This window comes from Bartonella sp. B23, assembly GCF_053793815.1.
In genome coordinates, this window is sequence record NZ_CP200033.1 from 1,620,177 (window position 1) to 1,636,815 (window position 16,639).

The 16,639-nt window shown below is 39.4% G+C and carries 11 protein-coding genes; 1 reads left to right on the plus strand and 10 read right to left on the minus strand.

The features are described from left to right. Positions 1-38: 38 nt before the first annotated feature. The 9 genes from ahcY to gyrB form a co-directional block, all read right to left on the minus strand. Positions 39-1,436 (minus strand): adenosylhomocysteinase, encoded by a 1,398-nt coding sequence (gene ahcY / locus V4B17_RS07075; protein ID WP_455479435.1) that lies wholly within the window; start codon positions 1,434-1,436, stop codon positions 39-41. Positions 1,437-1,750: 314 nt separating this feature from the next. After that, positions 1,751-2,749, minus strand: coding sequence for a complex I NDUFA9 subunit family protein (locus V4B17_RS07080; protein ID WP_455479436.1), 999 nt, complete (start codon positions 2,747-2,749; stop codon positions 1,751-1,753). A gap of 43 nt (positions 2,750-2,792) precedes the next feature. After that, a complete protein-coding gene (locus V4B17_RS07085) occupies positions 2,793-4,112 on the minus strand; it encodes a bifunctional folylpolyglutamate synthase/dihydrofolate synthase (RefSeq protein WP_455479437.1) in 1,320 nt (439 codons plus the stop codon). A 3-nt stretch (positions 4,113-4,115) separates the two neighbouring features. Then, positions 4,116-5,036, minus strand: coding sequence for an acetyl-CoA carboxylase, carboxyltransferase subunit beta (accD, locus tag V4B17_RS07090; RefSeq protein WP_455479438.1), 921 nt, complete (start codon positions 5,034-5,036; stop codon positions 4,116-4,118). A 561-nt stretch (positions 5,037-5,597) separates the two neighbouring features. Continuing rightward, positions 5,598-6,317: a sulfate transporter family protein gene (locus V4B17_RS07095; RefSeq protein ID WP_455479439.1), complete on the minus strand. Its 720-nt coding sequence runs from the start codon at positions 6,315-6,317 to the stop codon at positions 5,598-5,600. A gap of 733 nt (positions 6,318-7,050) precedes the next feature. After that, on the minus strand, positions 7,051-8,445 hold the full coding sequence (gene coaBC / locus V4B17_RS07100; RefSeq protein WP_455479440.1) for a bifunctional phosphopantothenoylcysteine decarboxylase/phosphopantothenate--cysteine ligase CoaBC: 1,395 nt from the start codon (positions 8,443-8,445) through the stop codon (positions 7,051-7,053). A gap of 69 nt (positions 8,446-8,514) precedes the next feature. After that, positions 8,515-10,101, minus strand: a complete 1,587-nt coding sequence (ubiB, locus tag V4B17_RS07105) for a 2-polyprenylphenol 6-hydroxylase (protein ID WP_455480210.1) — start codon at positions 10,099-10,101, stop codon at positions 8,515-8,517. Between the two features lies 1 nt (position 10,102). After that, positions 10,103-10,885, minus strand: coding sequence for a bifunctional demethylmenaquinone methyltransferase/2-methoxy-6-polyprenyl-1,4-benzoquinol methylase UbiE (gene ubiE, locus V4B17_RS07110; protein ID WP_455479441.1), 783 nt, complete (start codon positions 10,883-10,885; stop codon positions 10,103-10,105). Positions 10,886-11,002: 117 nt separating this feature from the next. Further along, positions 11,003-13,435 (minus strand): DNA topoisomerase (ATP-hydrolyzing) subunit B, encoded by a 2,433-nt coding sequence (gene gyrB, locus V4B17_RS07115; RefSeq protein WP_455479442.1) that lies wholly within the window; start codon positions 13,433-13,435, stop codon positions 11,003-11,005. A gap of 741 nt (positions 13,436-14,176) precedes the next feature. Between gyrB and V4B17_RS07120 the strand changes: the two genes are divergently transcribed. Further along, positions 14,177-15,046: a transporter substrate-binding domain-containing protein gene (locus V4B17_RS07120; RefSeq protein WP_455479443.1), complete on the plus strand. Its 870-nt coding sequence runs from the start codon at positions 14,177-14,179 to the stop codon at positions 15,044-15,046. A 12-nt stretch (positions 15,047-15,058) separates the two neighbouring features. On the opposite strand, the gene V4B17_RS07125 is transcribed toward V4B17_RS07120, so the two are convergent. Further along, the gene (locus tag V4B17_RS07125) at positions 15,059-16,591 is read right to left on the minus strand and encodes a YifB family Mg chelatase-like AAA ATPase (RefSeq protein WP_455479444.1); all 1,533 of its coding nucleotides are present in this window, start codon (positions 16,589-16,591) and stop codon (positions 15,059-15,061) included. Positions 16,592-16,639 lie beyond the last annotated feature (48 nt).

Consider the following 16,639-nt stretch of genomic DNA (forward strand, 5'->3'; position numbering starts at 1 on the left):
ATGCGTTTTCCCTTTTCTTTTAACCCAAGGAAACCATTTTAGTAACGATAATGATCTGGTTTATACGGTCCTTGAGGAGTAACTCCAATATAGGAAGCCTGTTCTTCTGATAAAACGCTTAACTTTATTCCTAACCGATCAAGGTGTAGACGTGCAACTTTTTCATCAAGATGTTTTGGCAAAACAGTTACTTCATTTTTGTAGTGTTCTGAACGGGTAAAAAGTTCAATTTGCGCTAAAACTTGGTTCGTAAATGAGGCTGACATAACAAAAGATGGGTGTCCTGTAGCATTACCGAGGTTCAGTAAGCGCCCCTCAGAGAGTAAAATGATGCGCTTTCCATCGGGAAAAGTGATCATATCGACTTGTGATTTAATATTCGTCCACGAAAATTTTCTAAGAGCTAATACTTGGATTTCATTATCAAAATGGCCTATATTTCCAAGAATACACATGTCCCTAACTTGTCGCATATGGTCTAAGCGGACAATATCTTTATTGCCAGTTGCTGTGATAATAATATCGGCACTGGAGGCAGCATCATCTAAATTAACAACTTCATAGCCATCCATAGCTGCTTGAAGTGCACAGATTGGGTCAATTTCTGTCACCTTAACACGTGCTCCAGCACCTGAAAGAGAAGCTGCTGAACCTTTACCCACATCTCCATAACCGCAGACAATGGCGGTTTTACCCGCTATCATAACATCTGTTGCTCGTCTGATACCATCTATGAGTGATTCTCTACACCCATATTTATTATCAAATTTTGATTTAGTAACACTATCATTGACATTAATAGCTGGAAAAGGCAAAAGCCCTTGCTTTTGTAATTGATAAAGGCGGTGCACGCCCGTTGTGGTTTCTTCGCTCACACCTTTGATTGCTGCGCGCTGATGTGTGAAAAAACCTGGTGTAGCATCCATACGCTTTCGGATTTGTTGGAAAAAAAATCCTTCTTCTTCTGTTTTAGGATGAGACAGAATATCTTTATTTGCTTCCGCATGACACCCCATAAGAATATAGTTTGTAGCATCAGCTCCATCATCTAAAATAAGATTGGAGGGATTGCCATCAGGCCATTGGAAAATCGCATCTATATAAGTCCAATATTCTTCAAGCGTTTCGCCCTTGACTGCAAAGACAGGAGTACCTGTGGCTGCAATAGCTGCTGCTGCGTGATCTTGCGTAGAAAAAACATTACTAGAACTCCACCGTACATCGGCGCCGAGTTCTTTTAGTGTTTCGATCAAAACAGCTGTTTGAACGGTCATATGCAATGAACCAGAAATACGTGCTCCGCGCAAAGGTTGAATAGAAGAAAATTCTTCACGGCAAGCCATTAAACCGGGCATTTCTGTTTCGGCAATATCAAGTTCTTTCCGACCATAGGCAGCAAGCCCGATATCTTTGACAACATAACCTTGAGCCGCCATTCTCTATTCCTTTAAAAGCAGTTTTTCCAAGACGGTAGGAGAAATTAAAAAAAAATGCAAGCCAATAGAAAGACCCATTTCTATGAAAATTTTTTTCAAATTTCCATAATTTTTTGCAACAGATATGCATTTGAGAGATGATATTATTTATAATATATGGAGAGATTCATATTGTAAGGAGGCGTGGGATGGCAAAAAGGACTGTTATGAGATTATATTTTCTGAGAAAAGAGCTAGATATAAAAATTTCTTTAATGCAGCTATCCTTTCTTTTATGAAGTAGAAATTTAATTCGATCACAAAGAGAATATGCGTTAGACTGATGGATCTTTGGAAAATTGACCTTGTGGACGGAACCGCCATAGATAACTTGGCAAGAGCGCAGCCATTGCTCTAGGGATAATTCCTACTCCTTCTAAGGTGTATCCATTTTCTATGGCTTCTTGAGAGACGATGTTATCCACTTGCAGAAAGCGTATTTGATCGGACGTTACCAGTTTCGGTAAGAGAGGCAGTTTACCAATAGCTCCAAAAAAACTTCCCATCAAAATCCCGACAAAAAGAGGCGTGTGTAGAATTATTTTTTTGCGGTGAATAATTTTTAGTATTTTTTCAAGAATATTCTGGAACGTGATAATCTGAGGGCCACCAAGATCATAACTTTTTCCAGAGATAACCTGTCCTTCTAAGGCACGCAAAACAAATTCGGCGATGTCACCAACGTACACGGGTTGCAATTTGCTTTGTCCACCTCCAAAAAGGGGCATAATTGGTAAAAAACAAGATAAATTCGCTAAGCTATTAAAGAAACAATCTTCTGGCCCAAAAATAACTGATGGGCGCATGATAATTGCTCTAGGATGCGTATTCTGAACGATTTGCTCACCCATAGCTTTGACGCGTGCATAAAGAAATGAAGCATTTTGATTAGCCACAAGCGCTGACATGTAAATAAATGGAATACCAGCTTTAGCTGTTAACTCAGAGACATTTTTTGCACCATCAATTTGCATTTTTTGAAAGTTTGATTGATTTGCTTGTGCTAAACTACCGGGTAGAAATACTGCACCATCTGCACCAAGCAAAGCACGTTCAACAGAGGCATGATGCCTGACATCAGTTTTGAGCATTTGAGTTTGTCCCACTTCGCCTATTTGAAGCATATAATAGGCTTTTTGTGGACAGCGAACAGCGATGCGAACGCGATAACCTCGCTTAGTTAAAGCCTCAACAATATGCCGCCCCACAAAGCCAGAGCCGCCAAAAACAGTAATGAGTTTAGGATGTTGATAAAGTGCACAATCAAGTTGCATGATTACAAGGTCTATCTTTTAAAACTCTATGAATAACTAATTCCTAACATGGCGGCGTTTTGTTGTCACGTAAAATATCGCCAGCAAGGTAGAGGGAACCGCTGATAAGGACGATAGCTTCTCTATGGTCTGAGTTAATTCTCTGTAAAGCATCTTGTAGATGAGCTTGCGGGCTGGCAAGGATCCCTACTTTTTTAGCCGATACAGTTAAAATTTCTGGACAAACACCTGCACTATTACCAATCAATGGGATTGTATAGACTTTATCTACGAGTTTTGCGAGATGCTGGAAATAACCAACAGCATCTTTAGTATTGAGCATACCAACGATCATAATAATAGAACGGTTTGATTTTTTTCTCCATTGAGCAAGTTCTGTTGCAATGACTTTTCCAGCAGCGGGATTATGGCCACCATCTAGCCATAAGTCAATACCGGGCGACAGTTGATCAACCAAATGTCCATGGGTAAGATGTTGCATTCGTGCTGGCCAGTAAATATTTTGCAAAGCATGACTTATTGCTTGTTCTGAAAGTTTAAAACCTGCTTGATAAATTGCCTCAAGAGAAGCTCCAGCATTGGCAATTTGGTGAGCTCCAATAAGGTTAGGAAGTGGAAGATCCATGAGACCTTGGCTATTTTGAAATACCATACGTCCATATTCTGTATAGCTTTGATAATCTTGACCAAACAGAGAATAAGGCGCCTTATTTTTATCAGCAAGGGCAGTTAAAATAGAAAGGGTTTCATCATGATCTTGTTTACCGATGACCACCGGAATTTCCGGTTTGATAATACCACCTTTTTGAAAAGCGATTTCCGCAATTGTGTTTCCAAGAAAGGTTTCATGGTCGTAGTCAATGGGCATTATAAGGGATACGGCTGATTTTTTTATGACATTTGTAGCATCAAACCGTCCTCCTAATCCAACTTCTAGAATCACGACATCAGCTGGATGTGTGCTAAATAACATAAAGGCAGCTGCTGTAAAAATTTCAAAAACAGTAATCGGCTCTTGACAATTTACTTTTATGACTTCACGAATTGTCTCAGTCAATTGGCTCTCTGTAACAAGTTTGCCACCTCTTTTTTGGCCTATCCGGCAGCGTTCATTCCAGTTCACCAAATGAGGTGAACTATAAACATGAACGCGATAGCCTGCGTTTTCCAAGAGCGCGCGACAAATGGCTGAAGCAGACCCTTTGCCATTTGTTCCGGCAATGTGAATAACAGGCGCAAGCTTTAAATGGGGATTATCAAGACGCTCCAAAAGGCGGAAAATACGCTCCAAAGAAAGATCAAATTTCTTCGGATAATTTTTTAATAAATCATCTATCATCCTTTGTATTTGGCTTTTTTCCATATTCTAAGCAGCTTTTGTTTTAGAAAGTGATGCTTGAGAACCTGTTGGAGATGGATTGGAAGGACTAACTGCTGCCGGATTTTTCATCATCAAACGTAAAAGTCGTGCAATGGTAGTTTTCATTTCTAAACGCGATACAACCATATCAATCATGCCATGTTCGAGTAGATATTCACTACTTTGAAAACCTTCTGGTAAAGTTTCGCGTATAGTCTGTTGAATCACGCGTGGCCCTGCAAAACCAATCATAGCACCAGGTTCTGCAATATGAACATCGCCAAGCATAGCGTAAGAAGCGGTAACACCACCGGTAGTAGGATTAGTTAGAACTACGATATAGGGAAGCTTTGCTTCTTTTAGCATTTCAATTGCTACAATTGTACGAGGCATTTGCATCAGTGAGAGTGTTCCTTCTTGCATACGTGCACCACCAGAAGCGGCAAAAAGAACCAAAGGGCATTTTTGAGCAATGGCAGTATCAAAAGCTTTGATGATAGCTTCTCCTGAAGCCATACCAAGTGATCCACCCATGAAGGCAAAGTCTTGAACGGTGGCTATAACTGGTAAGCCCTCAATAGTACCGTGTGCGCTTAAAATATTGTCATCAATACCAAGTTTAGAACGATAATCTTTTAACCGATCAATATAGCGTTTTTCATCGCGAAACTTTAAAGGATCTGTCACAACCTTTGGATTTTCAAGAGGCGTATAAGCGCCATCATCAAAAAAATGCATGAGACGATTTTTGGCACTGATGCGCATGTGATAACCAGAACTGGGAATTACATATTGATTCATTTCCAGATCTTTATGGAAAACCATCTCACCATTGGTGGGATCTTTTATCCATAGATTATCTGGAATTTCACGGCGTCCCAATATAGAGTTAATTTTAGGACGAACATAATTTGTAATCCAGTTCATCTGTATAGCCTCTCCTTAAATATTACACATTTTTGCATGATTTGAAGAAATATAAAATTTAAGCGGTCAAATTCGCCTTGCTGGTTAATAAACAGACTCAATTTAATACTTTTGTCTGTGTGCGTACAGCTTTTACCCCTATTATTATCTAAATTTTTACTCTTCTAATGTTACAATGGTAATCTAAATGCTCCTTGCAAAAAATCCATTAGTAATTTTAATACCCTCCATTGTTTGCTCTTTTGCTTTTATATTAAATCCCATTGCTTGTGCTGGTTGCCAAATTCCTTATTTGTTTCCGATAAAATGCATATTCAGAGAATCGTTAACACCAGTGGTAGGAACTTGAAACAAAAAACTTTATAGTTATAAACAGCAATAAGGCTAAATAGTCTATAAAAACAATGGATACGGCAACGCTATGTTAGCAAAACGCCAGACAGGAGCAAGATTTTTTCAAAGGTTTTCTGAATAAGAGAAATGAAAGCAGTCATTTATGGCACAAAACTCGTTTTAACTTCTTTTCTCTCATGAGTTCCGTTAGGTTTTAAGTAAGTGCCATTATTTTTGCGTGATACACACGGGATTCTCTTGGGAAAGCATCTTGTGTAAGTGTGTCATAAAAGCGGCTGCGAAAAGCGGTGTTGCTAAATTAAGAATGGGAATCGAAACAAAAAGCGCAATCAACAGCCCTGCGCCAAAAACTGTTGTATCATGAGTCCGTAAAAAAACATGCGCTTTTTGCTCAGATCGAAAACGGTAGGCGGCAAACACAAAATATTCACGGCCAAGCAAGTAGCCATTAATAACATAAAAGGCGATCAAATTAACACCTGGCACAAAAAACAAAATAAAAGCAAGCATATTACCGAAAAGGCTTAAAATAGCAAATTTAATAGAAAGAATGAGAGAACGTCTAAACGGCAGAGCCTGACCAATAGGCTCGTTCGGGTAATCTTCTTTTTCAATAATTTCAGCAGCAGAATCAATGAAAAAACCACCGATCATAGCAGTGATTGGGGCAATTAAAAAAGCCATGAGTAAAGCCAAACCAAGACTAAAAACTATGAGCATCAAAAATCCCAACCATCCTGCCCAACCAGGTAATCCAGGAATAAAACCAGCAATCCAAGGCCAAAAGTAGGATATAAAAAACTGACGTATACATAACCATAAAACGGCGAGCACAAAAAAGGTAATTCCCAATACTTTCAAGATCATAGCGCGATATTGCGAGGTTATAAGACGTTGTAAAGCACGGTAAGCAGCAGTAAAAATCATAACAACTCACTAAATAAGAAAAAAATGGCAAAGACAAGAGATAGATTGGAAAATGCTTTGAATATGCACGCAATTTCGTAAATCATACAATTGTGTTGATGAATAATAAACGGCCAAAGAATAGTATTTCCTACAATGCTACAAAAATTTTCTTCAGTGCGATGAAAGCGCACTCATGTATGTTTAAAATATAACGTCATCACTGTTTGATTTTAGTTTGTATCAATTAAGTATAAAAGTGTGGATTTGAGAAAAATATTTAATCTAGAACTTTCCCATAGAGTTTATGAAGTGAATTCCATCAATGATTAGCAGATAAAAGCTTCTCGAGAGGAATCAATAGAATGACAGATTGGTGCGGGTTAATAATCTGCACCTTTTAAGTCTGAGATGTGTAAAACCTTTATATAGATATGTGGGAGATCTTTATATATGACAGAAAATCACAAGAGGATTTTTCTGTAAAGCCAATGAAATGAACGGTATACGCTTGCAGCAATAAGATTCGCCAATACTAACCATCTTACAAATAAACTAAAATACAGAGGAAATTTCCTTTCTTTCGAGAGAGGGGATTGTTTTTTTGATAAAGGTAACTGTTTCTCAATAAGAATTATCATTCAAACAGTTTTGCACGATTTTGTAAATGGATCTTATTTTTTGTGTTGCATTTTTTAAAGTATTCAACTGTCTGCTGTCTAATAATTTCTATTCTCGTTTAAGATAGAGCATACTAATAAGCATGGGTGTGAAGATTGAAAAATGACACAATAACCTTTGCTAATTTTTGCGCTATTTGTTTTTTACTCATGTGCGGCCATTGTTCAACATTTTCTTTACTGATGAGAGAAACTTGATTTGTATCAGCGCCCATGACGTTTGCGCCATTAGAGTGAAGAGAAATATCATTAGCAAGAATAAAATCTGCTCCTTTTTCGACACATTTTTTTTGTGCATTTGCAATGATATCACACGTTTCAGCAGCGAACCCAATCACTAAGGAGGGACGGTTTGGAGCATGTCCAATTGTTGCCAAAATATCAGGATTTTCAACCATATGAAAGGATGGTGGTGTCTTATGAGTGCTCTTTTTTATCTTGTGTAAAGATTGTGTTTGGCTACGCCAGTCACAAACGGCTGCAACAAAAATAGCCCCATCGGCAGGCAATGCGGCTTGAACGGTTTGTAACATTTGATATGCTGTTTCAACATGAATAGTTTTTACTCCCGATGGGTCGGCAAGAGCAACCGGTCCACAAATAAGCGTCACGTTAGCACCCAAATGCGCGAGAGCTGTTGCAATGGCATGACCTTGTTTACCTGAAGAACGATTAGCAATATAACGTACCGGATCGATTGATTCATGAGTAGGACCAGAAGTAACAATGAAGTGGCGGCCAGAAAGTGGCTTTTCTTGCACTCCTAAGAGAGTTTCTGCTAAGGCTACAATGGTTAAGGGTTCACTCATGCGTCCACAGCCTTCTTCATCACGCTCAGCCATTTTGCCGATTTCTGGTTCTGCTATGTGAACGCCATCTGCGCGCAGTTGTGCGACATTGCGAGCAGTTGCTCGATGTGCCCACATGGCTGGATTCATGGCTGGTGCAATCAATACTGGACAGCGTGCTGCTAAAAGTACACAATTAGCCAGATCATCTCCTATGCCGTTGGCTATTTTTGCAATGCGACTAGCTGTAGCAGGGGCTAAAATAATGAGGTCAGCATTACGTGCTAATCGGATGTGTCCGATATCATGTTCTTCTTTGCATGAAAATAAATCATGATACACAGTACGTCCACTCAAAGCTTCAGCTGCTAAAGGGGTAATAAATTTTTGCGCTGCTTTTGTCATAATAATGTTTAAGCACGCTCCACGTTCTTGCAAACGCCGAATCAGATCAAGCGCTTTATAGGCTGCAATACTACCACCAATAATAATAAGAAGTGATTTTGATTTCAATGATTGCAATTGAACAGCGCTCGCTTGAGAGGGGAGTTTCGCTGAAGTGTTGGGATTGCTTAAAAGGCGACGGGCTTCCTCTTCCATAGAAACACCATTTTGCGCGGCACGTACACGCAAAGATTCTTTGACTTCAGGTGAAAGATTGCGAATGGTAATACTAGCCATAAAATATATCCAAGGAATAAAGTGATTACAATGATTTCATAATCGATATTTTTTAGCATACTGAGCAGATTAGAAAAAACAAAAAAGATAAAAAGTTAGACAAACACAACAAAGCGTAATGATAAATAGGCTATAACGGGCATAACGATTGGCACGACCTTGTTCGATAGCAAGTTTCTTAAGGGTTGCGGGAGAAAGACTAAATCCTGTTTCCCTCATTTGGTTGAGATCTTCCTCCATACGTTGGAAATTTTGTATCAATTGCGGTGCTTTTCGTGCCAGCGAAAAGAGAGCTTGCGCTCCTTCACTAAAGTCTTTTGCGATTCCCATGGGGCCTAAATTTTTGTTAATCCATTCTCTGACAACGGGTTCAGAAGCTTTCCACATATTAAAATGAGGATCCAATGTGCGGGCTACACCTTCAACAACAACCATAGTTTTTTGCAGTAGTAAAAGTTCAGGTCGCGTTTGCATATCAAATAATTCGGTGACTTCAAACAACAGCGTGAGTAACTTAGCCATGGAAATGCTTTGCGCTGATTGCCCATGAATCGGCTCACCAATGGCTCGATTAGCTTGAGCAAAGCTCTCAATATTATGGTATGGAGGCACATATCCTGCTTCAAAATGAGCGCGTGCCACCCGATGGTAATCACGAGTAATAAAGCCGTAAAGAATTTCGGCAAGGAAATGCTTTTCTTTTTTGCCAAGCCGTCCCGTAATTCCCAAATCAACAGCAACAATACATCCTTTGGAGTCTACAAATAAATTACCAGGATGCATATCGGCATGAAAAAAACCATCACGCAATGTATGACGAAGGAAAGATTGAATGAGTGTAATTGCGAGTGCTTGCAAATCAAATCCAGCTTCTTTGAGGGCAGAAATTTCAGATATTCTTATACCATCGATCCATTCCATTGTTAAAACATTGCGCCCTGTCCGCTCCCAATTAATTTGTGGAACCCGAAATCCTGCATCATGTTGAATATTTTCAGCCATTTCGGATATGGCAGCTGCTTCTAATCGTAAATCCATTTCAATGCGTGTGGTTTGTGCTAAAGTGTCAACAACACAAACAGGACGCAGTCTTCGAGAAGCGGGTATGTAACGCTCCTGTAAGTGAGCAATGAGATAGAAGCTTCTAAGATCTTTGGCAAAACGTATTCTAATATTTGGACGAATAACTTTAACAGCACATTTTTTTTTATGTCCTTCCTCATCATAGTACTCAGCTGGATGGACTTGAGCAATGGAAGCGCCAGCAATGGGTGGATAAAAGTTTACGAATAAATCATTAATAGAGCGGCCAAGTGAATTTTCAATCTGGGAAATAGCATTGGTGCAGGAAAATGTTTGCACACGATCTTGTAGTTGCATCAAATCTTGCGCAATATCACGTCCGACAATATCAGGTCTTGTGGCGAGAAATTGACCAAGTTTGATGTAAGAGGGGCCAAGTTTATTGATGGCATATGAAATATTTTCAGATCGTTTCTTCTTTTTCGTTTTGCGTCGTGCTAACATACCTGCTATGCGGTGACATAATGCTGGAAGTCCTTGAAGATCATCGCTAGGAAGAGTGCTTAAAACACCTTCACGCGCTAAAACCCATCCTGCCCGCATCAAGTGAAAATAAGTGGAAATTTGCACCATTTTAAATCTTCCAGCCTGAATGTAGCGCTGCGATCGCACCCGTGAGATTGCGGTACGATACTCGCGAAAAACCTGCATGATTAATCATATGGGCAAAATCATCTTGCTTAGGAAATTTGCGAATAGATTCAACCAAATAGCGATAAGAATCGCCATCATTTGCAATGAGTTGACCAAGTCTTGGAATAGCATAGAAAGACCAAAGATCATAAATTTTGTCAAGCAGAAATATCTCGACATTTGAAAATTCTAAACATAAGAACCGCCCACCTGGTTTTAAAACACGAAAAGCCTCACTCAGGGCTTTATCAATATGAGGCACGTTGCGAATTCCAAAGGCAATAGTGTAAGCATCAAAGCTTTGATCTTCAAAAGGCAGATGTTCTGCATTGGCTTCAACAAAATCGATGAGAGGGGCAAGACCATTTTTTTGTGCGCGCTTCTTGCCGACGCTAAGCATTGAGCCATTAATATCAAGCACCGTAGCGTGGGCTTTTTGGCGAGAAGCATTAAGAACGCGAAAAGCGATATCACCAGTACCGCCAGCCACATCAAGAACCTTCCAATCGGAACGTGCTGGGGGAGAAAGCCATGCAACCATAAAATTTTTCCATGCACGGTGCAATCCTAATGATAATATATCATTCATCTTATCATAGTTTTCGGCGACAGAATGAAACACATCATCAACCATAGATTGTTTTTGTGTTTCATCAATTCTTGTAAATCCAAAAGAGTACTCCATGCCACCTTTGGCTCCTACGCGTTCTGTTTCAGCTGTCATATGCATGACCTCCCTTATTTTTCTTTTACCGCAAATGAGGTATAAAGGGAATGTTCAAATACGAAAGACAACGTACAAAACCGCGACATTTAAACAGCCAGAAACAAAATGGTACCTTTAGATATCAAGATTGGCAACGCTTAAAGCATTATCTTGAATAAAAATTCTTCGAGGTTCAACTTCATCACCCATGAGACGAGAAAAGAGTGAATCTGCATCGGTTGCGTCATTGATTTTAACTTGTAAAAGAGAGCGCGCATTAGGATCAAGAGTTGTTTCCCAAAGCTGTTCAGCATTCATTTCTCCAAGACCTTTATAACGTTGGAGAGTAATACCTTTTTTGCCGTTTGTAAAAATACTTTCCAATAAACTCATAGGTCCAAAAATTCGCTCTGATTTATCTTTGCGGTGAAAAAGTGGGGGAGAGTTATATATTTCTATGAAATTTTTAGAAACGCGATCGATTTGGCGCGCATCAGCCGAATTGATAAGCCCTGCATCAAAAATAACAACATCTTTAACGCCGCGTAAAATACGTTCAAAACATAAACTTCCATCTGGTCTACATTGACCGCTCCAACCACGCTCCGTATCATCAGCGATTAAATCAAGGCGGTTTGCGACTTTATTTGCTGTTTTTTGAGCTTTTTCTGGTGTTGAAAGGGTTTCAGGATTAAAAATACCGGCAATTGCTGCTTGCTCAACAACTGTGCGATCATAGCGTGTATGAAGACCATTTAAAAGTTGGCGTAACATACGAGCATCTTCAGCAAGTTGGCGTAAATCAGCACCTGCGCGCACTTCACCGGTTGACAATTCCAGAGTTGCTTCTTCCAATCCAGTATCAATTAAAAATTCTTCGAAAGCTGCTTCATTTTTGATATATTGCGAAGATTTTCCCCGCGATATTTTATAGAGAGGTGGTTGAGCAATATAGAGATGTCCACGTTCAATCAATTCAGGCATTTGCCTAAAAAAGAAAGTGAGTAGGAGTGTTCGGATATGTGCACCATCAACATCCGCATCGGTCATGATGATGATTTTATGATAACGCAATTTATCGGGTGAAAATTCATCCTTACCAATAGAAGTTCCAAGGGCGGTGATCAATGTTCCAATCATCTCAGATGAGAGCATACGGTCGAAGCGTGCCCGTTCAACATTGAGGATTTTACCACGTAGGGGCAAAATCGCTTGATTTTGACGCGAACGTCCACTTTTTGCTGAACCACCAGCAGAATCCCCTTCAACGATAAAAATTTCCGATTTAGCTGGATCACGTTCTTGGCAATCGGCAAGCTTTCCGGGTAGAGAAGTGATATCGAGAGCTCCTTTTCGTCTTGTGAGTTCTCGTGCTTTGCGTGCTGCTTCACGTGCTGTTGCGGCTTCTACCACTTTACTGATAAGTAATTTTGCTTCATTAGGATGCTCTTCTAACCATACTGAAATCCCTTCATTCACCAAATTTTCAACAATAGGGCGCACCTCAGAAGATACCAATTTATCTTTTGTTTGCGAAGAGAATTTTGGATCTGGGACTTTGACTGAAAGAATAGCAGTTAGTCCTTCACGGCAATCATCACCAGTCAAGTTAACTTTTTCTTTTTTTGCAATACCTGAAGATTCAGCATAACCATTAATTTGACGTGTCAAAGCGCTGCGGAAACCTATTAAGTGGGTTCCACCATCACGCTGAGGAATATTATTTGTGAAGCACAACACTTTTTCATGATAGGAATCATTCCACCATAGGGCAACATCAACGCTCATTCCATCCTTTTCATTGGTGATATAAATAGGATTATCAAGGAGTGTTTTTTTCGTTTGGTCAATATATTTAACAAATTCAACTAATCCACCTTCATAATGCAATTCGACGGATTTAATGTCAGCATGGCGTTCGTCAACAAGAAGAATGTATACGCCAGAATTTAAAAAAGCGAGTTCACGCAAACGACGTTCTAGAGTTTCAAAATCAAATTCAACCATAGTAAAAGTTTCAGAATTTGGCAAAAACCTGATTTCTGTTCCACTTTCTGTATCGCAATCACCAATGATTTTTAGCGGGGCATCGGCGACGCCATGAGTAAACGATATCTCATGGATTTTACCATTGCGTTTGATTTGCAGTCTTAGCCAAACCGATAATGCATTAACAACAGAGATACCAACTCCGTGTAATCCACCTGAAACTTTATAAGAATTTTGATCAAATTTTCCCCCTGCATGAAGCTGCGTCATGATAACTTCAGCTGCTGAAATGCCCTCTGTTGGATGGATATCTGTTGGAATTCCGCGTCCATTATCGCGAACAGAGCAAGAACCATCAGCATGAAGTGTGACGTTTACAAGGGTAGCGTGACCGGCTAAAGCTTCATCAATCGCGTTGTCTACAACCTCATAGACCATATGGTGCAAGCCTGAACCATCATCCGTATCACCGATATACATACCAGGGCGTTTGCGTACAGCATCAAGTCCCTTGAGAACTTTGATAGAAGCGGCATCATAGTCACAATTCTGTGTAGGTGAGGTTATTTCATCACTCATAACTTAATCCATTTCTATATTCAATTTGCGATATTTCATCAACTTTTTTGAAGTTTAATGTTCTGTCCAGCTATTTTATGGAATAACCATATCAGGTATTTATCGCATATCAGATTTATATTCAACATTTGTTGGTCTATTAAGAAAGGGAATTGTTTCTGCATACGCAAACATTGTTGTACTGTGTGTTAGACCAAAAATATGCAAAATTAATCTCAAGAGGTTTATTTTCCATAAGATTTTAATCTTTTAAAGGGGAATATTGATTTGGATTTTGCAATTACAGAAAGAGTAAAATATCATTGCTTTTTTATGATAAAGAATAAAACACAATTTTTGTATTTTTTTTTAAGCACTCCGTATACGATACACAGTAAATTGTTTCATAAAATTAGACCATTTTTTGTTCACTTTGCGTGATATTTAAAAACTGATGAGATGCTTTTGCGGCATGATTTTTGGGAATGCGAAGAATTTTGATAAAATTGTTTAGCAAAACCAAAAGTATGTATAGTTTATATCACATAGAAGAAAAATGGGAATGCATTTGCATAAGGAGTTTTGCAACAAAATTCTGTTGTCGCTGATCTGTTTTGAAAATTTTACAGAAACTGTTATTTTTGGCAATCTTTAGAGTGTAGCAGGAATTTTAATCCATAAAATGACAGATATTTTGGTTAAGTGCATTAAATATTATAGCTGAAAATATTTGTATTTTAGCTTTGAAAATGGGGAAAAACTTTGAGAATAAAAAAACTTATAAATATATTCAATGTTCTTATTCGAGTTTTATTTGTAGCATGGGGATTTTTGTTTTCCTCTTTTGTGGAAGCTGAAACAGCTGCAGGACTCCCCTCTTTTTTTGATTCGCATAAACATTTTATAAAACCTGATACAACAGATATAACTCGTTTGCGTTTTGTAACAACTTTTGATTTTCCTCCTTTTAACTTTCTTGATCAAACAGGGCACCTTGCAGGCTATAATATCGATTTATTGCGCGCTATTTGCTCAAAATTAAACCTTGAGAAAATCTGTGAGGTAGAAGTTGTTCCTTGGGAAGAGCTTGTAGACCATGTAAAAGATGGTGGCGCAGAAGTGATTATTGCTGGTTTAAAAGAAACGATTAAAACGCATCAAGATTTTGTTTTTACAAGATCTTATTTGCGCTTTCCGGCTCGATTTGTTGCTTCTCGATTTGTAAATTTCGATGAACCAATAAGCGATAAACTTGCATATTTAAGCAGTGGATTTCTACTCAAAAGTGCTCACGAAAAGCTATTTCATAGCTATTTTCCTAAAGCCAAATGGCAGGGATTTAAAGACAGGGCAGAGCTTTATAAAGCATTACAGGATCATAAAATTGATCTTATTTTTGATGATGGATTTGCTTTATCTTTATGGCTAAATGATCCAAAATCCGACGCTTGCTGTCATTTTGTTGGAGGGGTGTATATGGCTCCACAATTATTGGGGCAAGGAATGCAGCTTGCTGTTGCAAGAAAGAACGAAAAATTGGTTGATATACTCAATTATGCTCTGAAATCTCTAGAAAATGATGGTAGGCTTACAGAGCTTTATCTGCGCTATTTTCCAATTAGTTTTTATTGATGAGTACTTTCCTTAGGTAAGAGCTGTTAGCTTTTCAGTACTCAGTCGATAGGAAATAGCTTCTGCGAGATGATGGCGTGAAAGATGGTCTTCCTCGTCGAGATCAGCAATGGTGCGTGCAACTTTGAGAATACGATGATAGGCGCGTGCAGAAAGGTGCATCTTTTCGCTTACATCTCTTAAGAGTGTGGCTGCTTTTTTATCAGGAATAGCGATTTGTTCGATAATTTTAGCAGGGCAATCACCGTTGGTGCGAATATGGTCAAAACCTAATTTCGTAAAACGTTTAATTTGGATAGCACGGCATCGTGCGACGCGTTTTGCAATATCACAGCTTTTTTCTGATTGCTCTGGTTGCATAAGATCTATAGCTGTTAAAGCAGGGACATCGATCCGTAAATCAATTCGGTCAAGCAGAGGACCAGAAATACGAGACTGATAGTCGATTTGACAGCGTATTCCTTTAGCGCAAACATGGTCTTTTTCGCCTGCCATACCGCATCGGCAAGGGTTCATTGCAGCAATGAGTAGGATGCGGGCAGGATAGCTGATATGGTGATTAGCACGGGCAATAATACATTCTCCGCTTTCTAAAGGTTGACGAAGAGAATCAAGAACCTGTGGAGAAAATTCAGGTAATTCGTCAAGAAATAAAACGCCATTATGTGCAAGTGAGACTTCTCCTGGTCGTGCCTTTATACCACCACCAATCATAGCTGCCATGGAAGCAGAATGATGCGGAGCACGAAAAGGGCAGTGGAGTGAAATGGTATTATGGACTGTTTCTCCTGTGATAGAAGCAATAAGAGAAACATCTAAGAGTTCACGGCTATCAAGAGGCGGTAAAATGGAAGGTAAGCGTTGAGCTAACATAGATTTTCCTGCACCAGGAGGGCCTACAAACAAAAGGTTATGTCGCCCAGCAGCACAAACCTCTAATGCACGTTTGGCGGTTTTTTGTCCTTTAATTTCGCAAAGATCTGGAAGTTCAGTTTGGGTTGTATAATGGCGTGGTTGTGGACGTTTTTGTATTTGTGTACCTTTAAAATGATTGACCATGGCAAGAAGAGTCTCGGGTGCGAGAATGTTCATATCTGCGTTTGCCCATGCTGCTTCAGGTCCGCATTGATAGGGACAAATAAGCCCTTTACCAAGTGATAAAGCTGTCATTGCAGCTGATAAAACACCATTGACGGCTGTAAGCGAGCCATCCAGCGATAATTCTCCTAAAATAATGTAATCTTGCGCTGCGTCAGAAGGAAGAATTCCCATAGCAAGCATTAAGCCTACGGCAATTGGTAAATCATAATGTGATCCCTCTTTAGGCAAATCAGCTGGTGCAAGATTAATAGTAACGCGTTTGTTAGGCACAGAAAGTCCACAAGCATGAATGGCTGCTTGCACGCGCTCACGGCTTTCTGCGATTGCCTTATCGGCTAATCCAACAATAGCCATTCCTATTTTACCAGGAGAAATCATAACCTGTACATCGACAGGCACTGCTTCCAGACCGCGAAAAGCAACAGTTGTGACACGCGCGATCATCTGTTTATTTTCCCCCCCTTAAACTTAGAAGAGACAAACATATCTGTA